This window comes from Amycolatopsis sp. NPDC041971 (assembly GCF_055588925.1).
This window is the reverse complement of record NZ_JBVJCE010000004.1, coordinates 246,365-270,387: the sequence shown is the minus strand read 5'-3', so window position 1 is coordinate 270,387 and position 24,023 is coordinate 246,365. Positions and strand designations below refer to the sequence as shown.

The 24,023-nt window shown below is 68.1% G+C and carries 23 protein-coding genes and 1 pseudogene; 12 read left to right on the top strand and 12 right to left on the bottom strand.

Going from position 1 to position 24,023, the window contains the following annotated elements; genetic code table 11:
- Nucleotide 1 precedes the first annotated feature (1 nt).
- On the bottom strand, nt 2-979 hold the full coding sequence (locus tag ACZ6DT_RS12075) for an Acg family FMN-binding oxidoreductase (RefSeq protein WP_465592616.1): 978 nt from the start codon (nt 977-979) through the stop codon (nt 2-4).
- 130 nt (nt 980-1,109) lie between these two features.
- Here ACZ6DT_RS12075 and ACZ6DT_RS12070 point away from each other — a divergent pair, with 130 nt between their 5' ends.
- On the top strand, nt 1,110-2,825 hold the full coding sequence (locus ACZ6DT_RS12070) for a GAF domain-containing sensor histidine kinase (RefSeq protein WP_465592613.1): 1,716 nt from the start codon (nt 1,110-1,112) through the stop codon (nt 2,823-2,825).
- 6 nt (nt 2,826-2,831) lie between these two features.
- Here ACZ6DT_RS12070 and ACZ6DT_RS12065 read toward each other — a convergent pair whose 3' ends face one another.
- Nucleotides 2,832-3,107 (bottom strand): dsRBD fold-containing protein, encoded by a 276-nt coding sequence (locus ACZ6DT_RS12065; protein ID WP_465592610.1) that lies wholly within the window; start codon nt 3,105-3,107, stop codon nt 2,832-2,834.
- A gap of 180 nt (nt 3,108-3,287) precedes the next feature.
- On the opposite strand from ACZ6DT_RS12065, the gene ACZ6DT_RS12060 reads away from it, so the two are divergent.
- The 5 genes from ACZ6DT_RS12060 to ACZ6DT_RS12040 all read left to right on the top strand — a co-directional run bounded on the left by ACZ6DT_RS12060 (nt 3,288) and on the right by ACZ6DT_RS12040 (nt 7,266).
- Entirely contained in the window at nt 3,288-4,244 is a 957-nt protein-coding gene (locus ACZ6DT_RS12060) for an Acg family FMN-binding oxidoreductase (protein WP_465592607.1), read from the top strand.
- Nucleotides 4,245-4,721: 477 nt separating this feature from the next.
- The gene (locus ACZ6DT_RS12055) at nt 4,722-5,072 is read left to right on the top strand and encodes a hypothetical protein (RefSeq protein ID WP_465592604.1); all 351 of its coding nucleotides are present in this window, start codon (nt 4,722-4,724) and stop codon (nt 5,070-5,072) included.
- Nucleotides 5,073-5,704: 632 nt separating this feature from the next.
- Complete coding sequence (locus tag ACZ6DT_RS12050) at nt 5,705-6,454, top strand: DddA-like double-stranded DNA deaminase toxin (protein WP_465592601.1); 750 nt, start codon at nt 5,705-5,707, stop codon at nt 6,452-6,454.
- Entirely contained in the window at nt 6,448-6,870 is a 423-nt protein-coding gene (locus tag ACZ6DT_RS12045; protein ID WP_465592598.1) for an Imm1 family immunity protein, read from the top strand. Before ACZ6DT_RS12050 ends, ACZ6DT_RS12045 begins: the two co-directional genes overlap by 7 nt.
- A gap of 111 nt (nt 6,871-6,981) precedes the next feature.
- On the top strand, nt 6,982-7,266 hold the full coding sequence (locus ACZ6DT_RS12040; protein WP_465592595.1) for a hypothetical protein: 285 nt from the start codon (nt 6,982-6,984) through the stop codon (nt 7,264-7,266).
- 167 nt (nt 7,267-7,433) lie between these two features.
- Here the strand turns inward: ACZ6DT_RS12040 and ACZ6DT_RS12035 are convergent, their stop codons facing one another.
- The 3 genes from ACZ6DT_RS12035 to ACZ6DT_RS12025 all read right to left on the bottom strand — a co-directional run bounded on the left by ACZ6DT_RS12035 (nt 7,434) and on the right by ACZ6DT_RS12025 (nt 11,779).
- Entirely contained in the window at nt 7,434-8,423 is a 990-nt protein-coding gene (locus tag ACZ6DT_RS12035) for an alpha/beta fold hydrolase (RefSeq protein WP_465592592.1), read from the bottom strand.
- Nucleotides 8,424-8,501: 78 nt separating this feature from the next.
- On the bottom strand, nt 8,502-9,479 hold the full coding sequence (locus ACZ6DT_RS12030) for a GlxA family transcriptional regulator (protein WP_465592589.1): 978 nt from the start codon (nt 9,477-9,479) through the stop codon (nt 8,502-8,504).
- Between the two features lie 230 nt (nt 9,480-9,709).
- Complete coding sequence (locus tag ACZ6DT_RS12025) at nt 9,710-11,779, bottom strand: AMP-binding protein (protein WP_465592586.1); 2,070 nt, start codon at nt 11,777-11,779, stop codon at nt 9,710-9,712.
- Between the two features lie 255 nt (nt 11,780-12,034).
- Between ACZ6DT_RS12025 and ACZ6DT_RS12020 the strand changes: the two genes are divergently transcribed.
- Nucleotides 12,035-12,775 carry a flavin reductase family protein gene (locus ACZ6DT_RS12020; RefSeq protein ID WP_465592583.1) on the top strand — a complete coding sequence of 247 codons (741 nt, stop codon included), beginning with the start codon at nt 12,035-12,037 and terminating at the stop codon, nt 12,773-12,775.
- Here the strand turns inward: ACZ6DT_RS12020 and ACZ6DT_RS12015 are convergent.
- Nucleotides 12,724-13,824 carry a P-loop NTPase fold protein gene (locus ACZ6DT_RS12015; RefSeq protein WP_465592580.1) on the bottom strand — a complete coding sequence of 367 codons (1,101 nt, stop codon included), beginning with the start codon at nt 13,822-13,824 and terminating at the stop codon, nt 12,724-12,726. The genes ACZ6DT_RS12020 and ACZ6DT_RS12015 overlap by 52 nt on opposite strands.
- Nucleotides 13,812-14,960, bottom strand: a complete 1,149-nt coding sequence (locus tag ACZ6DT_RS12010) for a P-loop NTPase fold protein (RefSeq protein ID WP_465592577.1) — start codon at nt 14,958-14,960, stop codon at nt 13,812-13,814. Before ACZ6DT_RS12010 ends, ACZ6DT_RS12015 begins: the two co-directional genes overlap by 13 nt.
- Nucleotides 14,961-15,067: 107 nt before the next feature.
- Here ACZ6DT_RS12010 and ACZ6DT_RS12005 point away from each other — a divergent pair, with 107 nt between their 5' ends.
- Nucleotides 15,068-16,318 (top strand): MFS transporter, encoded by a 1,251-nt coding sequence (locus ACZ6DT_RS12005; protein ID WP_465592574.1) that lies wholly within the window; start codon nt 15,068-15,070, stop codon nt 16,316-16,318.
- Here the strand turns inward: ACZ6DT_RS12005 and folE are convergent.
- Nucleotides 16,308-16,904: a GTP cyclohydrolase I FolE gene (folE, locus tag ACZ6DT_RS12000; protein ID WP_465592571.1), complete on the bottom strand. Its 597-nt coding sequence runs from the start codon at nt 16,902-16,904 to the stop codon at nt 16,308-16,310. The two genes, ACZ6DT_RS12005 and folE, sit on opposite strands and share 11 nt — an antisense overlap.
- Nucleotides 16,905-17,038: 134 nt before the next feature.
- Between folE and ACZ6DT_RS11995 the strand changes: the two genes are divergently transcribed.
- Nucleotides 17,039-17,755, top strand: coding sequence for a helix-turn-helix transcriptional regulator (locus tag ACZ6DT_RS11995; protein WP_465592996.1), 717 nt, complete (start codon nt 17,039-17,041; stop codon nt 17,753-17,755).
- 5 nt (nt 17,756-17,760) lie between these two features.
- On the opposite strand, the gene ACZ6DT_RS11990 is transcribed toward ACZ6DT_RS11995, so the two are convergent.
- Together ACZ6DT_RS11990 and ACZ6DT_RS11985 are read right to left on the bottom strand one after the other, a co-directional pair.
- On the bottom strand, nt 17,761-18,213 hold the full coding sequence (locus ACZ6DT_RS11990; RefSeq protein ID WP_465592568.1) for a carboxymuconolactone decarboxylase family protein: 453 nt from the start codon (nt 18,211-18,213) through the stop codon (nt 17,761-17,763).
- 150 nt (nt 18,214-18,363) lie between these two features.
- Nucleotides 18,364-19,746, bottom strand: coding sequence for a cytochrome P450 (locus ACZ6DT_RS11985; protein WP_465592565.1), 1,383 nt, complete (start codon nt 19,744-19,746; stop codon nt 18,364-18,366).
- A gap of 91 nt (nt 19,747-19,837) precedes the next feature.
- On the opposite strand from ACZ6DT_RS11985, the gene ACZ6DT_RS11980 reads away from it, so the two are divergent.
- Nucleotides 19,838-20,434, top strand: a complete 597-nt coding sequence (locus tag ACZ6DT_RS11980) for a TetR/AcrR family transcriptional regulator (RefSeq protein ID WP_465592562.1) — start codon at nt 19,838-19,840, stop codon at nt 20,432-20,434.
- Here the strand turns inward: ACZ6DT_RS11980 and ACZ6DT_RS11975 are convergent.
- Together ACZ6DT_RS11975 and ACZ6DT_RS11970 are read right to left on the bottom strand one after the other, a co-directional pair.
- Nucleotides 20,352-21,146, bottom strand: a complete 795-nt coding sequence (locus ACZ6DT_RS11975) for a glycosyltransferase (protein WP_465592559.1) — start codon at nt 21,144-21,146, stop codon at nt 20,352-20,354. The genes ACZ6DT_RS11980 and ACZ6DT_RS11975 overlap by 83 nt on opposite strands.
- A 2-nt stretch (nt 21,147-21,148) precedes the next feature.
- A complete protein-coding gene (locus tag ACZ6DT_RS11970; protein WP_465592556.1) occupies nt 21,149-21,778 on the bottom strand; it encodes a class I SAM-dependent DNA methyltransferase in 630 nt (209 codons plus the stop codon).
- Nucleotides 21,779-21,920: 142 nt separating this feature from the next.
- Here ACZ6DT_RS11970 and ACZ6DT_RS11965 point away from each other — a divergent pair, with 142 nt between their 5' ends.
- Both ACZ6DT_RS11965 and ACZ6DT_RS11960 read left to right on the top strand, forming a co-directional pair.
- Complete coding sequence (locus ACZ6DT_RS11965) at nt 21,921-22,265, top strand: MmcQ/YjbR family DNA-binding protein (RefSeq protein WP_465592553.1); 345 nt, start codon at nt 21,921-21,923, stop codon at nt 22,263-22,265.
- A gap of 1,293 nt (nt 22,266-23,558) precedes the next feature.
- Nucleotides 23,559-23,926 (top strand): annotated as a pseudogene (locus ACZ6DT_RS11960) (VOC family protein).
- The last annotated feature ends 97 nt before the right edge of the window (nt 23,927-24,023 follow it).

Sequence of the window (24,023 nt, the reverse complement as noted above, 5' to 3'; positions counted from 1 at the left end):
CTCAAGCGGAGATGAGCGTTTCGAGCAGGACGTCCTCCAGCGGGCGGCGCGGCGTCCACGGCAACGGCGAGCCATAGCCGACGCGCAGCAACACCTGAGGCCACACCCCACAGCCGAGAAGGCGCCGGAGTTCGGCACGCGCCTCGCGGACCATGATCGGCGGCGAGATGAACGACGCGTCCAGTCCGGCGCCGGTCGCGGTGAGCAGAACCCGTTGCAGTGCCTGACCGGCCTGGAGCCGGTCTATCCGTTCGTCGGTCAGCGATCCGATCATCACCACGAGCGGCGCGGGCCGTGCGCCACTGCTCGCTTCACCGAATTCGTCGAGGATCCAGCTTTCGTCGGCGGGGGCGTCTTCGGTCGCGTAGGACGGCACCCCGTCGCGAGTGTCCGCGGCCAGTCCGGTCCAGTGGCCGAGTTCGGTGAGGAACGCGGGGTCGGCGAGCTGTGCCCGGCGGGCGCGTTCGGTGAGGTCTCGCAGACGACGGCACTGTTCGGCATCGAGACGCGACATCCAGGCGTGTTCGAGTTCGGTGGCGTGACGGAGTACGGCGAGCGTGGATTCCGGGGTGGCGCGGGACAGGAACGGTCGCCGGTTGGTCCGGCGGCGCGGGATCGCGCGGGCGAGCCGGGCGACCTTCGGATCCGGCGTGCGTTCGGCGAGCGGACGGACGACGGCCAGCAGATCGGGATCGGCGCGGCTCGGCACGAGGGTCGTCGCGGGATGGAAACCCGAGGCGTGAATCGCCGTCCGGAGGGTGAACAGGGCGGTGCCGCAGGAGAGGACGAGTTCACGACCGTCCGGATCCGTGACCGGGAGGATCCGGCGCGGATCGGCGTGGAGTTCGATCCCGGTGCCGGTGCAGCGGAAAAGCCACGGCTGGGTGTTGTGCGTCGACGGCGCCAGCGTGGTCGACCGGAGCACGGAATTCACCTGTTCGGAGTTCAAGCGCCCGACCCCGGTGACTTGTATGGTCATGGTTTCTCCCGCCGCCGCGCCACGGGTAATACGGTTGTCTCGAGAGACGGTCCCCGTCCGCGGTGCGGGGCCGAAAGAGGAGAAAGTCACCACGGCCGCGACTCGTCCCGATCTTCGGAGGCGCAGCAGGATGTCGGCTCATGACCGGCTGGGCGGAAACGACGACCGGGTCACCGGCGCGCTGTCCCAGCTGCGGGTCCGTGAAGTGCTGCGGGACCTTCAAGAGCGCATCGAGCGGCTCATCGGCACGCGCGACAAGATGGACGGCCTGCTCGAAGCGATGCTCGCGGTCGCGTCGGGGCTGGAACTGGACACGACGCTGCGCCGGATCGTGCGGGCGGCGATCGACCTCGCTGAAGCAACCTATGGCGCGCTCGGCGTGATCGCGGACGACGGTTCGCTTTCCGAATTCGTCCACCTCGGCATCGACGGTGAGACCGAACAACAGATCGGGCATCTCCCGAGAGGGCACGGGCTGCTGGGTTTCGTCATCGACGAGGCGAAACCCGTGCGGCTGGCCGACATCTCGCGGCATCCCGCTTCGGCCGGGTTCCCGGCGCGCCATCCGCCGATGCGGTCCTTCCTCGGCGTGCCGATCCGGGTGCGCGACGAGGTGTTCGGGAATCTGTACCTCACCGAGAAACGCGGGGAGGGGTTCACCGACGACGACGAGGTGGTCGTCCAGGCGCTCGCCGCCGCGGCCGGCATCGCGATCGAGAACGCCCACCTCTACGAACAGGCGCGGATCCGCCAGCAGTGGCAGGCCGCCACCAGCGAGGTGACCACGGAACTGCTGGGCGGCACCGATCCCGTCGACGCGTTCAACCTGATCGCCGGGCGGGCGCTGGAACTGACCGGCTCCGACCTGACTCTGCTGGCACTGCCCGGTTCCGGCAGGCTCGACGTCGGCCCGGACGAGGCCGACGAGCTCACCATCGCGGTGTGCGCGGGCGCGCGGGCGGCGGAACTGACCGGGGTGCGGATCAGCGTCGCCGACTCGGTGCCAGGGGCGGTCTACCGCGACCGGACCCCGCGCAGCGTTCCGGAACTGGCACTCGGCCCCGAGGGTGAGTTCGGCCTCGGCCCGACGCTCGTGGTGCCGCTGCGGGCGCGAGAACGCACGTCCGGAGTGCTGATGGCGGTACGGAATCCTGGTGCGGTCCGGTTCGAGCTCGCCCAGCTGCCGGTGGTGGCCTCGTTCGCCGACCAGGCCGCGCTCGCGCTCCAGCTGGCGGCGCGGCAGCGCACGGCGAGGGAACTCGACGTGCTCGCCGACCGGGACCGGATCGCGAGGGAGCTGCACGACCACGTGATTCAGCGACTCTTCGCGGTCGGTCTCGCCATGCAGAGCACACACCGCCGGGCGGACACCCCCGACCTGCGGCGGCGGATCGGCGAGAGCATCGACCAGATGCACGAGATCGTGCACGAGATCCGCACGGCGATCTTCGATCTCCACGGCGGCGAGGCGGGACAGCAAGGGGTGCGGCTGCGGCATCGCCTCTACGACTCGATCGCCGAACTCACCGACGAAACGCCGATCCACCCGACGGTCAGCCTGTCCGGGCCGCTCGACTCGATTCCCGTCCCGTTCGCCGAACACGTCGAGGCGGTGGTGCGGGAGACGGTCGGCAACGTCGTCCGGCACGCGCGGGCGAGCGGGGTCTCGGTGAGCGTCGCCGTGAAAGACGACGTCTTGCGGATCGTGGTCACCGATGACGGCACCGGGACCGCCGGGGGACTGCGGGAGCTGCGTGAGCGCGCGGAAAAAGCGGGCGGGACCTTCCAAGCGGAGACTCGGGACGGGGGCGGCACCAGGGTCGAGTGGACCGCCCCCTTGCGCTGACCCGGGTCAGTTCGCCGACTGCGCGGCGAGGAGCCCGTCGACTTCGATCGAGCGGGCGACGTCGGAGGCGACGGTCTCGAGCAGTTCCGCGGTGAGGTCCGAAAGTGCCCGCGTCACCGCGAGATAGGCGCCGACCTGAGAGGCCGAACTGTTTCTCAGCCCGGCCTCCGCGAGTCCGACACCGACGAACTCGCCACCGTCTTCGAGACGGAGCAACGCCTCCGCGCGCACTCGGTACGGCTCGTGCTGCAGGGATACGTCGATCGTCCATTTGTCCGTCATCGTCGGCTCCGTTCCGGTCGTCGAGACTCTCACCGCCGCCGTTCGTGGCACAGGGTCCAAGTTCCTCGCGCTCCGGGAATCGGGGGCGAAAGTCCTCGGAATTCGTGACCGGCGACCGTTGCGGTCGCCGGGTACCCCGGCAGAAGGTGGATCAATCCCCAGTTTTCCTCGGAGACCACGATGAAGATCCCGTTGCCCACCCCGATCGACCAGGCGGTGGCGGCCGCCGTCCGCGCGCCGTCCCCGCTCAACACCCAGCCGTGGCGGTTCGTCGTCGACCGGGACCGGATCGAGGTGCGGCTCGACCGTGCCAGGGTGCTCCGGATCGCCGACCCGGACGCCCGCGAGGCACGGCTTTCGTGCGGCGCGGCGATGTTCAACCTGATCGTTTCCTTGCGGTCCAACGGCAAGACCCTCTCGGCTCGGATCGTGCCGGAGCCGGGGGAGCCGGATCTGCTCGCCGAACTCGTGCTCGGCGGCGACCGGCTTTCCTCGCTGGAGGAGCGGAAGCTGGCCGAAGCGGTCTTCCGCCGTCACACGAACCGCCGTCCGTTCCTGGACCGGCCGGTCCCCGTCCGGACGCGGACGACGTTGCGCGCCGCCGCGCTGGTGGAGGGCGGGCTGCTGGAACTGTTCGGCCGTGGCGACCGGGCGAACGCGGTCGCCCGAGTGCTGCACCGGGCCGAAGCCGCGCAGGCGCGCAACGGCGCGTTCCAGGCGGAGGTCGCGCTGTGGACCCGGCGGGTGGCCAACGTCCCGGACGGTGTCCCGGCACCGACCGGACCACCGTCGTCGCACGGCATTCCCGCGCAGGAGTCGTTCTTCGCCGCCGAACCCGAGGGCGGTGAGCCGACGCTCGGCGCGGTACTGACCGCGGACGGCGGACCCGCCGCGGACCTGCGGGCGGGAATGGTGTTGCAGCGGGTGCTGCTGACCGCGACGGCCGCCGGCCTCGCGGCGTCGTTCGTCGGCCGACCGTTCGAAACCCCGGAGACACGGGCCGCGATGGACCGGATCTTCGCCGATCTCGGCCGTCCACACGCGGTGCTACGGTTCGGATACGGCCGCCCGGTGCCGATGACGGGACGCCGTCAGGTCGGCGAAGTGCTGCTCCGGCGGTCCGAGGCGACCCTCTGACCCCGGGTCATCTCGTCGACACCCACGTTTCCGATCACCGCCACCCGGCCGTCATCCGGAGCGGGTTCGGTCTCCGTATGAGGTCCGCGTCGGCGGTGGCGGGCGCGATCGCGGCTCGATATCGGGAACGACTTCTTTGAGTGGCAGGGGGTTGTAACTGTTCTATTCGAGGGATTGCCACTCGGGGTGAAGGAATGGCGGAAGCGCCAGCAGGGGCGGCAGGTGTATGTGAGGTTGCACCTTCACCGCAAGGGATCTGGGGATCAAATGGATTGGGTGAAGGGTCATACGCGGAGCTATCCACGATAGAGGATGCCGGTTCCAGCCGCCCGGGTTCGTGAGCGCGGTGTGTCGGTCGTGACACGGGTTGAACTGCGGCTCCAACTTTCCGGACTCACAGTGTTGTGTCCTGGCCTCAGCGTTACTGACGTGTCGGTAAGGTGTGTTGCCTGGCGATGGAGAGGGCGGGCTCTGGCCGTGACCTGGTGGCAGATCGGCGTGACCGCTCTGGTCGGCGTCCTTGCGACGTCAGGTGCGTTCCTGGGTGCCCGCCTGGGCTCTCGGGCGAATGACCGGGCGACTGAGCAGCGGGAGCTGGCCGCACGTCGTGAGGAGTGGTGGCGTCGGTTCACCTGGGCGTCGGAACTCGCGCTGGATGACTCGCCGGTGAAGAGGGTCGCAGGCCTGAAGCTCCTGGCGAAGCTGGCGCAGTCAGATCTTGCCCAGCGAGACGAGCTTCTCTTGCTAGACGTGTTCCAGGGACGTGTACTGGACAGGCTATTGGGCGACCTGCCCGGTGAACGCAAGGAAGGAGGGTTGTCGGCGTGAGTCAGCCACAGAGCTTCACTGAGGAGGAGATCGCGGCAGCCCGGTTGCGTGTCGTACTTGACGGGAGGCTGGGGCGGCAAACTCCTGACCTGGTCCGCCAGATCGCTGAAGCGTCCCCATCTGACGCGGCTACCGAAAGTCATGGAGCACCGCCTGCGGTCCCGCCGAACGCCGTGTTCGTGACAGGTGTTCCAAAGGAGGACCTGGCCCCTCCCAGGATGGGAAAAGTTCAGGGGTGGGTGGCCCCTGCCCCGCGCTCATACGGGTCTTATCCCGTCAATACGTCCATGGCGCAGCGGATAGCGGAGTATCTGCGTATCGACACAGACACGGACTTGGGACCTGAGCACCCGCACACGCTTACTACACGGCTTGACCTAGTGACCTGGCTAGCTGATGCGGCTCCGCCCGACGAGTTGCTAGACACGGTGGAGCGTCTACGCAGAGACATGGCCAGAGTCTTGGGAGAAGACGACCCTGGGACTCACCAGGCTGCCGCTTTGCTGTTGCGTCTGCGAAACCGGTCAGGTCACGGCCAGTAGGAGGTCAGTCCTTCTCACTCCCGATCTGCGCAGCACTCGAGATCGACGGGTGCCGAAGTCGTTCCTGTCGAACGACGCTCTGGGAGGGCCGTGGGATCGGTTGAGGAGGTCGCCGCTGGGGTGCGGACGGCGCTCGCCAAGATGGAGGAGGCGACGGCGGCTCTTAAGCTCGCTGGTCAAGAGCTTGAGGAGGCTGGCGGGGCATGGTCTGGGGCCGCGTCCGGTACGTCGGACCCGGCGGTCGCTGGGCTACCGGGCCTGGTCGCCGAGGTGAACTCCTCGTCTAAGAGGGTCACCGGCCTGGTCGTTGAGTCCTCCGACCTGCTCGAAGGCTACCTCCGCAACTTGGGAGTGCCGGCGGTGTCCACCTCGGCTAGCGCTTCTGGACAGCCTGCTTTTCCCCGTCCGGCCACTCCGTCCAATGATCAGGACGCAGACGAGGACGATGACCTGGTCGAACAGGCGCGGCGGGAGTTGCCGCCGCCGGTGACACGCGGGCGCGGGGTGAAGACGCAGGGACGCTGGTTCGCACCTGGTAGAAACACTGCGGCCGTGACCAGCGGACGGGACGACCGCACGGATCGCGTGAACGAGATCGTGAAGGAGGCCGGGTGCCCGTTCGTGCCGTTGACGGCGGCCGCAGACGTGGAACTCAAGATCGCGGCTGAGATGCGCGACAGTGGGATCACGGAGGCCACAGTGGTCATCAACAACGTGCCCTGCAAGGGTCAGACAAGCTGTGATGATCTGCTGGGCGTGGTGTTGCCGGAGGGGAGCACGCTGACGGTCCACGGGACGGGCGGGTTCACGAAGGTGTATCGGGGAGGTAAGCAGTGGTGACGTTCGATGCGTGGTTCGACCCTGGGCAGCGGGAACCGCTCGCCGTGGGCACGCCCGCCGAGGTGGATGCGCTCCTGGATCGGATGGCGGCCGAGGTCGAGTCCCCGGAGGTCGAGGTGGGTCTGGTGGCCCAGATCGACCGCAGGGACGAGGACGGCTGGTCGATCCTCCAGTTCGGCGTGCGCGCGGCGAGTACGACGTGCGGGTTCGTCGGCTACGCGGGCAAGGATGCGGCGAGCGTCATCAGCACGTCGGGCGCGACGTCGCCGGAGCCGGTGGCCTATGACTACCAGTCGCATGAGCGCGAGGTGCCGAGCAATGCGGAGATCCCGTGGTCCGCAGTCCGTCAGGCAGTGCACGACTACGTGAACTCGGGCGGCGCCCTTCCTGCCGGGGTGCACTGGGAGGAGATCTAGCTACCGGACGGGAACGTCGCGGTGGCGGCCAGCACCGGTGGCTGGGTGCGGATCTACACCGCTTCGCAGGGGCAGTGCTCGACGTGGTCTGGATGCCGGCAGGAACGTGTTGTGGGCTTTGGGCACCGACGCGCTCGTCGCACGGAAGCGGGGGTATACCAGTTCTCGAAGACGAGCGGCGGGTTCACCCAGCGCTACGCGGGCGCGCGCGAGATCGACCGGCCGCACGTGAAGAGTGTGTCGACGAACCCCCGGACCGGGCAGATCCTGACGGCCTCGGTGCAGGACGGTCACCTGTGCACATGGTGCACGGACACCGTCCGGCAGGCCTTTCCACGCGCCGAGCTGGCGCTGCACGGCGCGTGGATCTACAAGGCCCGCTGGTGGATCGGTTGAGCTGAACTTTCATGTCGGTACCGGCCGTTCGGGGGGCTGCCCGGCCGGTACCGACACACCAGAGAAGAGGGACCCTCGTCGCGAGAATGACGGCTGGCCGCGTCTTTCACCTGACCGAGTGAATCGAGCGGTTCAGCGGGCGGCGTTGACCCGTCCGGGGTAGCGGTCTATCCAAGGAAGGTCAGCAGCTCGTCGATGACCGTTCGCGGTTGCTCCTCCGCGACGAAGTGCCCGGAACCGGACACCTTCCGCACCCGGACGTCGAGGGCCTTCGTCGGCAGGACCACGGCGAGGTAGTCGTAGTTGAACTCCGAGCCCAGCCCCAGCATCGGGGCGGCGATCTTCGCGTAGGCCTTCTGATCCTCGATGTCCTGGCCGAACGCCTGGTACCAGCCGTTCCCCGCGCGGATCGCGTCCGGGCGGTCGTACGCGGCGGCGTAGATCGCCCGGTCCCGCGTTCCGATCGAGGCGGGGTCGGCCGCCAGCTGGTCGAACATCCAGTCGACGAGAAAGCGTGACCGGCCGGCCAGCAGTTGCTCGGGCAGCGCCGCGACCTGGTTGAAGGCGAACCACCAGACGTTCACCGGCTGCCCGGGCGGAGCCAGCATCGGGAGCTGATAGAGGCTTTCGTCGGGATGCGAGACGTCCATGAGCGTGACGCTCTTCGTCGCTTCGGGATGGTTGGCGGCGAAGGCGAACGCGACCATGGCGCCGATGTCGTGTCCGGCGATGTGCGCCTGGCGATGGCCCAGCTTGCGCAGGAGTTCGAAGATGTCGCGGGCCATCGTCTTCTTGTCGTACCCGCCTTGGGGTTTGCCCGAGCCGCCCATACCCCGCGGGTCGACGGCGATCACGCGGTACCGCTTCGCCAGCTCCGGCATGATCTTGCGGTACTGCCACCACGTCTCCGGCCAGCCCGGCAACAGGATCAGCGGCTCGCCCCGGCCACCGGCGACATAGTGCAGCCGGACCCCGTTGACCTGGGCGTGTTCGCTGCGGAAACCGCCGGGCAGGGACCGGGCGAGTTCCGCGTCGCCGGGAGCGCCGGGCTGGCCCGCCTCGGCGATGCCACCCGAGGCCACGAGCGCGGCCGCGGCCCCCGCGCCGAGGGTGAGCATGGACCGGCGGTTGAGGAAGGAACGGCTGTCTTCGGTCATGTCTCGATCGTGGCCGGACCGAGGTGCCGACCGTGAGCGGTGTTTTCGCCAATCGGGAGCGGTTTTGAGACAGCCCGGTCAGGACAGGATGGGTTCGGGCACGCCCGGCCTCGGTCCGAACGTTTCCCGGTAGGACACCGGCGTGACCCCGACCTGTCGCCGGAAATGCGGACGAAGCGCGGCGGACGAGGAGAATCCGCAGTATCTGGCGATCTCGTCGACCGGGAGATCGGTGGATTCGAGCAACTGCTGCGCGCGGATGACGCGTTGGTGGGTGAGCCAGGTACCGGGCGCGGCACCGGTGATCTCACGAAACCGGCGATCGTAGTTACGCCTGCTCATATGCGCCCGCCTGGCGAGTTCGTCGACCGGGAGCGTCGTGTCCAGCCGGGTCAGCGCCCAGGCCATCGTCTCCGACACCGGGTCGCCCTCCTCGAGATCCGGCATCGGCGACTCGATGTACTGCGCCTGCCCGCCGGGCCGATGCGGCGGGACGACCATGCCCTTCGCCAGCCGGTTCGCCACCTCCGCGCCGCACCAGGAGCGGATCAGGTGCAGGCCGAGGTCCATGCCCGCCGCGCCGCCGCCCGCGGTCAGGATGTCGCCGTCGTCGATGTAGAGCACCGATTCGTCGAGCAGGACGGCCGGGAACCGGGCCGCGAGCAGCGGGGCCATCGCCCAATGCGTGGTCGCGGGGCGCCCGTCGAGCAGCCCGGCCGCGGCCAGCACGAAGGCACCGCTGCACAATCCGGCGACCCGGGCACCCCGGTCGTGTGCCGCGCGAAGCGCCTCCAGCGCGGCTGCCGGCGGATCCTCCATCGGCGACCGCCAATTCGGGACCAGCACCAGGTCCGCGTCCCGGACCACGTCGAAGTCTTCGGGGACCGGCACGGTCAGCCCGCCGCCTCGCAGCGCGGTCTCCGGTTCGCCGCCGACGACCTTGAGTTCGAGGTCGGGCAATTCCCCGAAGGCCGAAGCCATCTCGAACACGCCGAACGCGAAGGACATCGCGCCGAGCGACGCCCCGTTGAAGACCACCACGGCCAGCCGTCTCATGGGCCGATTCTAGAGACTCCCGACCTGCTGTGGAGCTGGTTTCGGCGCGTGCTTGAGGACCGAACTCGCGTGCTTGAGGACCGAACTCGCGTGCTTGAGGACCGAACTCGCGTGCTTGAGGACCGAACTCGCGTGCTTGAGGACCGAACTCGCCGAGGCCGGGTCTTCCGGCTGGAGACACGCGTGATCCGTCTCCGATCACGCGAGTTCCGGCTTGGCACACGTCGCGGTTACTGGTCGATCGGCCAGGTCTCGTCTCGCAGCAGTCGTTTGAGGACCTTGCCGGTCGCGTTCCGGGGTAACTCCTCCACGAAGTACACGTCCCGCGGCACGGCGAAGCGCGCCAGCCGGTGGTGGATGTACGCGCGGACGTCGTCCGCGCTCATCCGGGCGCCGCGTTTCGGGACGATGTACGCCGCGAACCGTTGCCCGAACTCGCGATCCGGCACGCCGATCACCGCCGCTTCGTGAACGCCGGGCAGCGCGACGATGGCCTCCTCGACCGGACGAGGCGACACGTTCTCCCCGCCGGACACGATCATCTCGTCCGCCCGGCCGGTGACGAAGAGGCGTCCGGAGGCGTCCTGATAGCCGACGTCGCCGGTCGCCATCAGTTCTTCCGCGCGCGGCACGCTGGCGCCGTCGGTGTAGCCCTCGAAGAGCATGTCGTTGCCGACGAAGATCTGTCCCTCCCAACCCGGCGGGACACGGTTGTGGTCGTCGTCGAGGATGGCGACGCGGGTACCGGGCGGGCAGCGCCCGGCGGTTGTCGGCGCGGCGCGGAGATCTTCGGGCGTGGCGATGCTGGCCCACGAAACCTCTGTGGAACCGTAGAAGTTGTAAAGCACGTCGCCGAAGGTGTCCATGAACTCGGTGACGATCGTGCCCGGCAGCGCGGATCCGCTGCTGGCGACTATCCGCAGCGACGAGAGGTCGTAGCGGGCGCGGATCCGTTCGGGCAGGTCGAGGATGCGCTGCAACATGATGGGGACGGCGAACAGCACACCGCAGCGATGTTCGGCGATGGTCCTCAGTATCTCTTCGGCGTCGAACCGGCGGATCAGCGAAAGCGAAGCGCGGACGGCCATCCCGATCTGCATCCCGGCGAGCCCCCAGCTGTGGAACAGCGGAGCGGCCACCACGAAGCGGTCTCCGGAGTGGAGCGGGATCCGGTCCAGCATGGCGGCCGAGGTCGCGAGTCCTTTGGGTGTCGGACGGCGTGCGCCCTTGGGGGTGCCCGTGGTGCCCGACGTGAGGACGACGAGCCTGCCGATCCGGTCCACCGGTTTGAGTTTGGTGGCGGGCACCCCGGCGATCAGCTGGTCGATCGTCGGGTAGCCGTTCTCGGTTTCCGGCCAGGTGGACAGCCGCAGGAAATCGCCGGGGATGTCGGCGATGATCCGCGAAAACTCGTCGTCGGCGAGGACCGCGACCGGTTTGTGCAGGCCGATGACGTCCGCGACCGCGCCGGCGGAAAGGCCGGTGTTGAGCAGGATCGCGTCGGCGCCGAGTTTGCTGCAAGCGATCAGCGACTCGACCATCGCGGCGTGGTTGCGGCACAGCAAGGCGATCCGGTCGCGAGAGCGGACCCCGCGCGCCGCCAGCGCGTTCGCGAGCTGGTTGCTGCGCTCCGAAGTCTGCTTGAACGTCCGGACATTGCGTTCGTCGTGCAGCGCGACTTCTTCGGGTACGCGGGCGGCGTTGGCGGTGTAGCCGCCGGCGACGGTGGCGCCCCACTGCGACAGCGAGGCGAGCTGCCGGGCGATTTTGTCCGGCCGCGCGGCCGCGAGTACGCCGGCCTTGATCAGCGTGCTCGCCGTATGCAGCGTGGTGGCCTTGGTGTGCACCGGTTCCTCTTGGGGTGACTGCGCGCGGCCGGAAAGGTGCAGGTCGATCCGCCGGGCCACCGCGCGGACGGTGCGCTTGAAGGACGCGGCGGACACCAGCCGCGAATGCGGCGCCGGAAGCATCAGCTGCGCGATGAGTTTCGTGCCGCCTTCGGGAGTCTGCTTCAACTCGACCGAGACCCAGTTGCCGTCGTGCTCGACGCCGCACCAGACGACGTGCTCGCCGGGTCGCCAGACCCGGGCCTCGATGTCACCGACGACGAGCGTTCCGGACCGTGGTTCCAGCCGGACGAGGCATTTCGGGCCGCGTCCGCGTTCGGCGGGCCGCTGGATCTCGCACCAGCTGATCTCCGCGACGAACCTCGAATAGGACTCGGGGTCGCCGAGCACTTCCCAAACCTGGCCGGGGGAATGCCCGAGAATCGAGCTCGCCTGGACCACATCGTCTCGCATGCGATTCGCCTCACCACGCGCGTTCGGGTGTTGACCGGGCCGCTGCCGGAGCCTCCTTCGTCTTCGAGTTCGGCGAACCTACCAGCAATCGGCCGAACGCAATACTCCGAACGACCGCGGATTCGCGTCGGGGCAAGGGAGCCATCTCGGGAAAGGGTATGTGCTGCGGCGGTGTGATGCCGTCCGCCGTCGGTGTAGATCGCGACGTCCGATTCACGCCAGCCTCCGGCGTGCGAGGCGGCGAAGCTGACGAGCGTGACAGTTACCACGTCGGCGGCCGAGGCCGCGCACACCCGTATCGAGCCCGGAATCCTCTACTTCGGCACCCCGGTGGTGCTGCTCTCGACGGTCGACCAGGCGGGCGCCCCGAACCTGGCCCCGATGTCGTCGGCGTTCTGGCTCGGGTGGCGAAGCATGCTCGGACTGGGCGCGAAATCCAAGACGGCGCAGAATCTCATGCGCAACCGTGAATGTGTTCTGAATCTCCCTTCCGACGCACTGGCGGCCGCCGTGGACAGGTTGGCCCTGACCACCGGCTCGGATCCCGTCCCGGCCCGCAAGTACGAACGTGGATATCGGCACGAAGCGGACAAGTTCGCACGCGCCGGGCTCACCCCGGTCGCCTCGGAGACGGTCCGGCCGCCGCGCGTCGCGGAATGCCCGGTGACGATGGAGGCCGTCGTCGAGGCCGTTCATCCCCTCGCCGAGGACGACCCGAAGCAACGCGGCGGCATCCTTGTGTTCGAGGTCCGGGTGCAGCGCGTCCACGTCCACGACGACGTGCGGATGCCGGGCACCGACGACCGGATCGACCCCGACCGCTGGCGGCCGCTGATCATGAGCTTCCAGAAGCTCTACGGACTCGGCCCGCAGGTCCACCCGTCGACGCTCGCCGCGATCCCCGAGCGGCTCTACCGGGGACCCGACATCGAGCGTTCGCGGGATCAGTCGTCGCGGGCGAACGAGAACCGGTTCACCAGCGGCAACCAGCGCTGATAGGACGCGGCCAGCTCCGGCCAGGAGCCGCCGGCCAGGCCGCGTTCGAGCTTCGGCCGCAGTTCGTGGTCGTTCATGGACCGCACGATTTCGAGGGCACTGTCCCCGGGGCCCGTTCCGTCGAGGTTCGCGGCCCGCGGGGACCGGACGAGCGGGGCCAGCGTCGGCAGGAAGTCCAGTTCCGCCGTCGAGATCACCAGTCGAGGAGGTCGTAAGTCTATTGTGGACTGTTCGGACGACGGTCGCGGTGCTTCCGGGCGAGGACGAGAACCGGCCGCGACCGGAGAGCGGCCACCGGTGGCCTGATCCGGTTCGGCGGGCGTGGGCGACGGTGAGGCATCCTGGAGCTCGGTGTCGGCGAGCCCGCGCACGAGCCCCGCGAAAGCTGGATCGTCCATGGGGGACAACGTGAACGGCACTTGGAAAATCTTCTCGAGGTAGTTCTCGGCGAAGGTTTCCGGATCGTCCCCGAGCATCTCCTCGTAGTGCTGTTCGACGGCCTTCTTGAGCCAGCGGGAGTCGACGCCCACCACGACGACGAACACCGGCAGCGCCAGCAGGAGATGAATGGCTTCGAGGACCTGGACGACGACCTTGGGCGGGCAGCGGTCGAGGTCGTCGATGTAGAGCACGGTCCGTTCGATCTTCCCCGAACCGTACGGCACCTCGGCGAGCATGGTCGCGAACGTCTCGAGATCCTTGCGCAGCAAGGAGACAACGCCTAGATGTTCGACGTAATCCGAAACCCGCGACTCGGCGAACGACACGAGATCCAACCCGGGCGCGAGTTCGGTGACGGCTTTCTCGAGCCGGTCGGACTCGGCGTCCAGTTCGGCCAGGCGCCGCTCGGTCTTTTCGTCCTCTTCGGACGGACCGCCGAGTTTGTCGAGCGCCTGGTGAATCCGGTCCGCGCTGGCGCGCATCCGCAGGACGACGGTCAGCGCGGAACTCACCACCGCGAGCCCGCCGAGCACGCCGGACACCTGTGACCGGCCGACGAGCAACGTGACCACCAGGACCGTCACCAGCCCGCCGATCAGGACCAGCAACGGAACCGGATCCTGCCGCAGCCGTCGCCAGAATTCGGCGACGTCCGACCGCAGCCCGCCGGCGCTTGCTTCTGCTGGGCCGTCAAGGTTCTGCGTTCAAGACAGACGGCGCTGAGCCTACCGAGAAGCGTCTTCTCGGTCTTGCGGCGTTCCGCGAGCAGGTCGGCCTGGCGTTGCAGATCGTTCTCGGCGCCACTCGCGGCGAGGTTGTCGAAGATATGCGTGGCGAGACTGGCGAGGAGGTTCGCTTCGCTGTAGTGCCAGGCGTTGAAGCTGATCTGGCGGACACTCGAACAGTAGGACGACACGGACCTCCCGTGCTTTCCCGCCTTGGTTTCCGCCGTCCGCGCGGAATCGGCGAGCTCGCGGACGCGCAACTGCATCTGGCGCATGAAAAAGCTCTTGCCCGAACCCCAGCTGCCGAACAGGCCGATCGACAGGGGAGGGGTGATCATCCGGGAGACCACCAGGTCGGCGAGCATGCGGACGTCGACGCCGATGCCGAGGCGGTCGACGCCGTCGTCGGTGTCGGGCCGGTAATCGGCGACGTGGGCGGCGAAAGGATCCGGATCCACACTTTCGGAACTCGCCGGGGTCCGCGCGACGGCGATTTCGTTGATCGTGCGGATGGGCCGCAGATCGGGGAACATCTCCTCGGCCTTCGCACGCTCCTCGAGGGAGAGATCCGTACCGATGTGGATGACCGTCGGGACAAGGTCGTCGATCGCCGCACGCAGTGCGGGGTGTTCGTACTGGCTTTCACCGACGAGCCCGAGAAGCCGGCGCCGGGAATCCTTCTCCAGCCAGGTGGCCACCGCCGCGGGGTCGCGGACGAGGGCTTGCGGCAGCTTCCTGTCGAGCCAGATGATCGCCGGGCCGTCGTATCCGTCCGTCACGATTTCGTCGATCTCCGGTTCGACGATCAGTTCCGTTCCGGAATGGGTCAAGGTCAAGGCTTGCAAGGCCGATCGCCTCGCACCCGCGTTGACCTCGTAGGTGATGAGTGTGAACGGCGCGTCGAGGAGCGCCGCCATGAGCGGCCGGTCGATCTCCCTGGGCACATAAGGCCCCGGTTTCACGCCCGGCGCCCTGTTCATCAGCAGCATCGACGGATTGACGTCGCGCACCAGCACCATTCGTGGTCCCCTCCCAAGGCCGAACGGGAGGGCAGTCCAGAGGGCGGCCGCTCAGCTGTGGGTGAAACCCCGCCTCCGCACGGTCACCGATCGCTACCTTCGATCTCATGACCGGGGAGCGGCTCGACGGCAGGTACGCGAAGATCTGGGCGGCGAGTACGACGTCGGCGTTGGGCAGTGGTCTCGCGACGGTGGCGGCGCCGTTGCTGATCGCCTCCCGCACCGACGAACCGCTCGTCGTCTCGGGCGGGTTCGCCATGGCGTGGCTGCCATGGCTGCTTTTCTCCCTGCCGGGCGGGGTGCTGGTCGACCGGGTGGACCGGCGGAAGCTGATGATCACCCTCGACTGGATCCGTGTGCCCGCGGTCGCTCTGCTCGCGGTCGCGATCACGATGGGGGACGTCAGCGTCGCCTTGCTGTACGCCGTGCTGTTCGTGATCAACTCGGGCGAGGTCGTGTTCCGGACGGCGAGCGGGGCGATGCTGCCCTCGATCGTCCCGAAAGCGTTGCTGGAGCGGGCGAACGGGCGGCTGTACGCCGGGACGACGCTGGCCCACGGCATGCTCTCGGGACCGCTGAGCGGATTCCTGTTCGGTGTCGCCGCGAGCATTCCGTTCTACGTCAACACCGGCACGTACGCGGTCAGCGCACTGCTGTTGGGCCTGATCGCGGGCGCCTACCGGCCGCGGCCCGGCGACGATCCCGGCAGGCCGGTCGCGCGGCGTTCGATGCGGGCGGAGGTGGCCGAGGGATTCCGCTGGCTCGCGGGACAGCGCTTGCTGCGAACCATGGTCGGGCTGATCGGCCTGCTGAACCTGACACTCGTCGCGGCCACTTCGGTACTGGTACTGCTGGCGAAGGAGCGGCTCGACCTGGGTTCCGTCGGGTACGGCCTGCTCTTCACCTGCATGGCCGTGGGCGGGCTGCTCGGCTCGATCGCGGGGGACCGGCTGATCGCCTGGTGCACGCCGACCTGGACGTTGCGGATCGGCCTGCTGATCGAAGCCGGGACCCATCTGGTGCTTGCGGCGAGCACGAGCGCACCGGTCGTCGGGGTGACGTTGTTCCTGTTCGGGGTGCACGGCGCGTTGTGGGGAATCGTCGGCAGTTCCCTGCGTCAGCGGCTTACCCCGCCCGACATGCTCGGCCGGGTCGGCAGCACCAGTCTGTTCATCGTCGCGGGCGGGAACTGTGTCGGCGCGCTGCTCGGCGGCGCGGTGGCGTCGAAGTTCGGGCTGACGACGCCGTACTGGGCCGGTTTCGTGGTGGCGGTGATCGTTTCCGCGCTCACCTGGCGTGTGTTCGATCGCGAGGTCGTCTCCGCGGCTTACGCGCAAGAGCCCACTGTCAGCCGTTGATCCTGGTGAGAGCGAAGAACTCTTGGCGCGAACGGCCGTCTTCGCGCAGCGTGCCGAGCAAAGTGGAGGTGACGGTGCTCGAACCGACGGCCTGCACACCGCGCAGGGTCATGCACGAGTGCTCCGCCTCGATCACCACGCCGACGCCACGCGGCTCGAGTTGCTCGTCGAGCCAGTCGGCGACCTGCTTCGTGAGCCGTTCCTGAACCTGCGGACGGCAGGCGAAATGCTCGACGATCCTGGCCAGTTTCGACAGGCCGAGAATCCGTTCGCCCGGAAGGTAGCCGACGTGCGCGACCCCGACGAACGGCAGCAGATGATGCTCGCAGACGGATCGGACCGGGATCCCTCTGGCGAGGACGAGCTCGTCGTAGTTCTCGTCGTTGGGGAAGGTCGTGAGGTCGAACGGGCGCGGGGTGAACAGCTCGGCGTACGCGCGCGCCATCCGGCCCGGGGTGCCGCGGAGGCTCTCGGAGTCCAGGGAAATGCCCAGCGCGGTAAGGAGATCGGCGGCCGCGGCCTCGGCGGCCACCAGGTCCGGCCCCGGCCCGGTTTCGTGCAAGACACGCAAGGCGGGAGTGGACATTAGGCCTCCTAGGCTGACCGCGATCCCCAGTGTATTCAACTAAGTCTTTTGGGTTTTTTGTCACCCGTCGGTTCATTCTACATGGTAGATCCGCAGTGCAGGGTGTTCCGCCGGTTGAGATAGGCGATATCGTGGTGTACGTGACAGTGCCCGGTCCGGACGGCCTCGACGCCCCAGCCATCGCCGCGGTGGCGGCACTCGACGACGACCTCCGCCGCGGTATGTACGCCTACGCCCGGCGCGCGCGGCGTCCCGTCACGCGGGACGAGGCGGCGGCCGCGGTCGGGATCTCCCGCAAGCTCGCCGCCTTCCATCTCGACAAGCTCGTGGCGGTGGGACTGCTCAGATTCGGCTTCGCGGCGGGCCCGATGGTGAAGGTGGGGCGCAGGCCCAAGGTCTACGAACCCGTCGACGAGACCATCCAGGTGCAGCTTCCCGCCCGGCGTCACGAGTTCCTGGCCGGCATCCTCGCCGAGGCCGTGCTCGCCGAAGGATCCGGCGAGACCGCGCGGGACGCCGTGCGGCGGGTCGCGGGGGAGCGCGGTTTCGCGGCGGGCGAGGAAGAACGCGCCCGGACCCGTCCCGGCAGGCTCGGCGTGGAACGCGCGCTCACCGTGGCCGAAGGGATGCTTCGCCGGTACGGCTTCGAGCCGAGCCGGGACAGCACGACCTGCGTCCGGCTGCGGAACTGCCCGTTCCAGCCACTGGCCGCGGAGGTCCCGGACCTCGTTTGCGGGATCAATCAGGCCTTCCTGGCCGGTTTCCTGAACGGCGTGCGCGCCGGGAACGTGGAAGCGGCTCTCGTTCCCGGCGCCGCCGAGTGTTGCGTGGAGCTACGGCAGGCCCGGTAGACCGATCAGGCGGCGCCGGCGATCTGCCGGGTGGCGACGTTGAGCCGGTTCCAGGTGTTGATGGCGGCGATGGAGAGGACGAGGCTCGCGAGCTGCGTTTCGTCGTAGTGACGAGCCGCTTCGTTCCAGACCTCGTCGTCGACCGGGTCGGCGCGGTCCGCGATGCGGGTGAGGGCCTCTGTCAGCGCGAGCGCCGCGCGTTCGGCGTCGGTGAAGTAGGCCGTGTCGCGCCACGCGGCCACGGTGAAGATCCGCTCGTGGGACTCGCCCGCCTCGCGCAGTTGCTTCGTGTGCATCTCCAGGCAGCCGCTGCACCCGTTGATCTGGCTCGCGCGTACGTGCATGAGGTAGTGCGTGGTCTTCGGGACGCCGGTGTCACCGGTCGACTCCGCCGGCGCGATCAAGGCCTTCAAGGTGGCGGGATTCGCCAGGGCGGGGTTGGGGATCCGGGCCTTCATGATGTTTTCCTCCAGGGTTTCCGTCTTGCTCGTACCCCACTGACGGATGCAGGGAAGGAGACGTGACCGGGTTCTACGGCCGGAATGCTGCCCAACCCCGAAACGGCCGACGTCTACCGGGCGTCGACGGGGCGAGCGTTCCCCGAAGCCTCAGGTGGTCGCGGCCACCGACGCCCGGTCACGGAGTGAGACGTTCAGCTTGAAGCCGTCCGGTTTCAGGGTCAGCAACTCCTGCACCTTCAACCGGTAGGACGGGTCGCCGCGCAGGTCGTACCGGCTCAGCAGCATGCCGAGTACCAGCGTCGCCTCGTGCAAGGCGAACTGCCGTCCGATGCAGGCCCGCTCGCCGGTGCCGAACGGTTTGTAGACGTGCGCCGGACGGGCCCGGTTGCGTTCCGGGGAGAAGCGGTCCGGGTCGAACGACTCGGGATCGTCTCCCCAGACGGGATCACGGTGCAGCGACGGGATGAGGACGAGCGCCCATTGGCCCTTTCGCATCGGGTACTCGCCACCGACGACGGTGTTCACCTGGGCTTGGCGGGCGAACGCGGGTGCCGTCGGCCACAGTCGCAACGCCTCGTCGAGCACTCGCCGGACGTAGCGGAGCTTGGCGACCTCTTCGTAGGAGGGATCGGGATTCTCACCCCAGACCTTGTCCACTTCGGACTGTGCGCGGGCGAGGACGTCCGGGTTCCCGGCGAGGTAGTACAGCGCGAACGACAGCGCGCCCGACGTGGTCTCGTGCCCGGCGACGAGGAAGGTGATGATCTGGTGCCGGATGTTGTCCTCGTCCAGAGCCGCGCCGGTGCTCGGCTGCGTGGTGTTCAGCATGAGCCCGAGCAGGTCGTCGGTGCTCGTATCGCCCCTGCGCGCCTCGATGACCTCGGCGACGACGGAGTGGAGGAACGCGAGGTCGGCTTCGTTGCGCCGGTTCGCCTTGCGGCTGAGGAGCGGGCCGATGACCGGCGGCCGGAGCGCCATCCGCTGCGCGTGCCGCAGCGTGCGGACCATCGCGGCGACGAACGGATGCGGTTCCGCGCGTTCGAACGACGAGAAGCTGTAGCCGAATCCGGTCCGGCCGATGGTCTCCAGCGTCAGCTTGGTCATGTCGTCCGCGACGTCGACCTCGCCGCCCCGGTCCCACGCGTCGAGCAGGTCGCGGGTGATCGCGAGCATCGTCGGGTGGTAGCGCCGCATGGCGTTGCGGCTGAACGCGGGCGCGAGGATCTCGTGCGCGCGCCGCCAGTTCGGCTCTTCGTTGTGCGCGGTGAACAGCCCGTCGCCGCCGAGCGGGCGCAGATTCGAGATCGCGGGCGTGACGTGCTTCGCGAACCGCTTCTCGTCGGAGAGGTCGGCGACCATCCCGGCGCCGTGGACGAACACGATGCCGCGGCCGAACACCTTGCGTTCGAAGACGGGACCCAGCTCGGCGGCGTGCCGCATCGAATCCTGGACCGGCGTCTTCAACGAAACGCCGAGCACGTCACCGATCAGCGGGATCCGGCGCGGGGGATGGGGGAGAGCGGTGGCCATCGAGCCCCTCCAGGGTGAGCACTGTTGAATCGGCATCCAATAGCGAGCCTGGCCGGTTACTGAACCCGTGTCAAGTAGCTACGATGCCCGGATGGCGCCGAGTACTTCCGGGAAGCCCCGCAGCAGGCTGAGCACCGCCGAGCGGCGGGAACAGCTGCTGCGGATCGGTGCTCGCCTGTTCGCGGAGCGGCCGTACGACGACGTGTGGATCGAGCAGGTCGCGGACATCGCCGAAGTGTCCCGAGGCCTGCTCTACCACTACTTCCCGACGAAACGGGACTTCGTCACCGAGGTCATCAAGGCCGAGGGCGAACGGCTGCTGAAGATGACCGAGTCCGATCGCACGCTGCCGGTCGAGGAGCAGTTGACGGCAGGGCTGGACGCCTACCTCCGCTATGTCGAAGCCAACGAGGACGGCTACCGGGCACTGCACTCGGGCACGTCCATCGCCGTCGACGGTGTCCGTGAGGTCCTGGACAACAATTTCGCCGAACAAGGGCGCCGGATCCTCGAGGTCCTGTGCCCGGACAGCGAGCCGCCGGAGACCCTGCGGGTGCTCGTCCGCGGCTGGCTGGCCTTCGTCGTCGCGGTCTGTCTCGACTGGCTCAAGTACCGGCGGCTGACCCGGGACGAGACGCGGGATCTGTGCGCGAAGGCGCTTCTGGACATCGTCGACGTGCCAACATGATCTCGGCGCGTTCCTCGATCAGCTTCATCCGCGCGCGCCGTTCGCCGTCGTCGTGGTGCGCCGCGGATCTGGTGACCTGTCCGGCCCACTTCCGGTAGAACATGCCGCAGGTGGCGATGAAGTAGCCGTCGGAGCACGCGTTGGCGGCGAGGATCAGCCCGGTGTCCTCCGACGCGGGCAGCGCCATCCAGCCGCCAAGGTCTAGCAGCAGGCCGCGACGGATGCACAACGTCCCGGCCACCACCGAAGACACGTAGCCGTTGCGCTGCCAGTACCGGAGGATCGCGCCGCGTTCGATCGGCCCCTCGTCGGGATCGCTGTCGACGCCTGCCGTGGTCCCGTCGGGGAGGAGGTCGAGCGCCCGGCAGGTGGTCCACCCGATCGCCGGATCCTCGAGCGCCGCGATGTCACGCGCGAGCGCGCCCGGTGCCAGAAGGTCGTCCGCGTCAAGCGCCTTGATCAGCTCCCCGGACGCGCGGGACAGCGCCATCATCCGCGCGACCGCGGGACCGCCTCGGCGGCCCGAGCCGGGCAACACCCGCTCGTCGGCGGGGAGGACGCCGTCGAGCACCCCGGTCTCGCCGTCCTCCTGCACCAGCCATTCCCAGGTCCAACCCGGCGGGAGTTCCTGCGCGGCGAGGGATCCGTACGCCTCGGTCAAGTACGGCAGACTCGGTGGATGGACCGGGGTGAGCACGCTGATGACCGGCATGCTCACTCCGGGCGGCGAGCGGTGATCAGGAGGTGTTCCTCCGGCGGTGTCCCCGGCTCGTCCGCCGTGAAGATCTCCGAGTGGGTGGCGGTGACCTTCAGCCCGCCCGCCTCGACCCGCCGGACGAGGTCGTCCGGCGCGAAACTGGTCTCGAGGAAGGTGCGGCCGAAGAACTCCGCCGGCACGTTCTCGGCATCCCGCGGCACGGTGACCAGCGCGAAAAGCCCACCTGGCACCAGCCAGCGCGCGATGTCGGCGAGCACGGCTTCGGTGTCCTCGCGCGGCATCTGCAGGAACGGGAAGAAGGCGCAGACCGCCTCCCAGGACGCGGGCGGCGAGGTCCACTCGCGCACGTCGGCCTGGACGAAGGTGGCGGTGGGAACCTGCTCACGCGCGAGATCGATCATCACCTGCGACACATCGAGCCCGGTCACCCGATGTCCGGCGGAAGAGAGGTCCTCGGCCACCGGCTTGCCGGTTCCGCTGCCGATGTCGAGCACCCTCGACGACGGCGGCAGCGCGTCCAACAGGTGCCGCACCGCCCTGTCGACCGCCGGCGCCCGTCCGAAGACGTCCTCGTAGGCGGAACCGATGGCGTCGAACAGCTCCGCCGCCGTAACCGGTCGGTCCATTTCGCAGCTCCCCGGATCGAGTGGATCTCCCTTGGCGAATCTACCGTCCGGAAAGACCACCGTCCGCGCGTCCTCAAAGGACGATGGGCAGGTCCGCCTGTTTAGACTGGGCCAGCCGGAGTTCCTGGGGTTTGGGGTCAACATGAGTGTGCCGAGTGACGAGTTCCACCGAATGCTGGAGGCGCTCGCCGACGTCGAGCGATCCGACGCGAGGGATTGGGAGTCGTTCAGCGTGCGCGGGAAGCGTTTCGGCTACTACTGGCCGCGGACCCAGACCGTCGGCCTCAAGCAGACGCTCACGGAGCAGGAAGCCCTCGTGGCCGAGCGGCCCGACGTCTTCGAGGTCCAGTTCACGGCCGGGGGATTCGGCTGGGTCGTGGTTCACCTCGACGGCATCGACGCCGATGAGCTGACCGAATTGGTCTACGAGGCTTGGCGGTTGTCCGCTCCGGAAGAACTCGTCGCCCAGGTCCCGCCGCCTTGCTGAGCGTTACTGCTTTTGTGTGTTGACGCGCGTCACTGTTGCGCCGGGAACGTTTCGCGGGGCAATGCGTTGTAGAGAGTGTCGGTACGGATGGTGCCCCCGGGCCTCACCCTTCGCCTTCACGGAATACCGGTTCGGCCGGAGCCGTGTCGTGCCACCCGCCGAGAGGCGGCCCACCGTACCGGCCTTTGCTCCCGCTTCCGCTCGCAGGTGACCCCCAGGCCTTCGCTGAGCGGGAGCGGGTCTTTTGTTGTTTTGTCCTGGGTCACGTTTTCTGTTTCCCGCATTCGGGTGTAGACGCGGGTCACATCGGTCGAGGCGTGGCGGCGGGGAACATTTCGGATGGCGGTGCGTTGTAGAGAGTGTCGGTACGGATGGTGCCCCCGGGCCTCACCCTTCGCCTTCACGGAATACCGGTTCGGCCGGAGCCGTGTCGTGCCACTCGCCGAGAGGCGGCCCACCGTATCGACCACAAACTCCCGCTTCTGCTCGCAGGAACCCCCAGCCTTCGCTGAGCAGAAGCGGGACTTTTTCTTTTGCTGCTATTGAGGAGAAGGCCAGCGTGTCATATTCGTCGGCGAGGCCGGTCGGTGGGGGTGAAGGCGTCCTTCGCCGCGTCGGATGTGACGAAGGACGCCTTCGGTCCTGGTCAGGCGCGGTGGTCGTGAGTGGCGATTCGGGTTAGAGCACGAATCACCACTCACGACCCGCAGCACCGACCCAGCCACGTTTGCCCTACCTCTCAATAGTGGCTCTCTGCGTCAGGTATTTGTCGCGACGGGCGTCGATGCGTGTCTAAAACCCTGTGGTTACCGGGCGCGTTCGGCTTCAAATTCAGCTTTGCGACGCGCCAGTCGGCTTTGTGCTGCGTGCACGTCGGCGATGGACAGTTTGGTGATGGCGCAGCCGCTGAGTGAGCAGGCCCGAGGAGCGCTCGCATCGACGAGGGAGATTCCGCCGATCTCGTCGCCGTCGCCGAGGTAAGTGCAAAGCACAGGGTGAAACGAGCAGCCCTCGTAGATATCGCCTGGTAAATCTCTCATGACTGGTCGTGGATCACGTTGGTGATATCAAGCGGTGAGGTCGGCTGTCTTGTGGAGGTTTTTGTTGCGGGCAGGGCGGTGACGTGTGCTCCGAGCGGCCGCAGCGCCTCCTCCATGGCGGTGCGTAGGGCGCTCGACGTCTCTTTCCGCAGGTAGCCCATTCAGATCGACGGCGACCCCGTCTTGATTCATGTCAATATCCTGACATACAGTGCTATGTCAGGATATTGACATGAACAGAGGGAGCACCACCTTGCCCGCCACCGGCCCAGACTTCATCTCCCTGCAAGCGCGTGATCTCCCCGCTTCGCAGGCGTTCTACGAGGAGTACCTCGGCCTCGTCCGCTCGCCGGCCGGACCTCCGCACGCCGTCGTCTTCGAGACGAAGCCGATCGCGTTCGCGCTCCGTGACATCGTTCCCGGCACCGACCTCGCGTCAATCGCGCAACCCGGTATCGGTGCCGCGATCTGGCTCCACGCCACCGACGTCCAGGCCATTCACAATGCGCTCGTCGCCGACGGTCACACCATCGTCTCCGCGCCGATCGACGGTCCCTTCGGCCGGACATTCACCTTCGCCGACCCGACGGCTACCAGATCACCCTTCACGACCGTGGCTGAGACGATCACCGCGGCCGGACGGAAGCAGATTCGCCTCGCGGAGCTCGATTCTCGATGAAACCATCGGCGCCGAGACTATCGCTCGGGTCGGTGACGA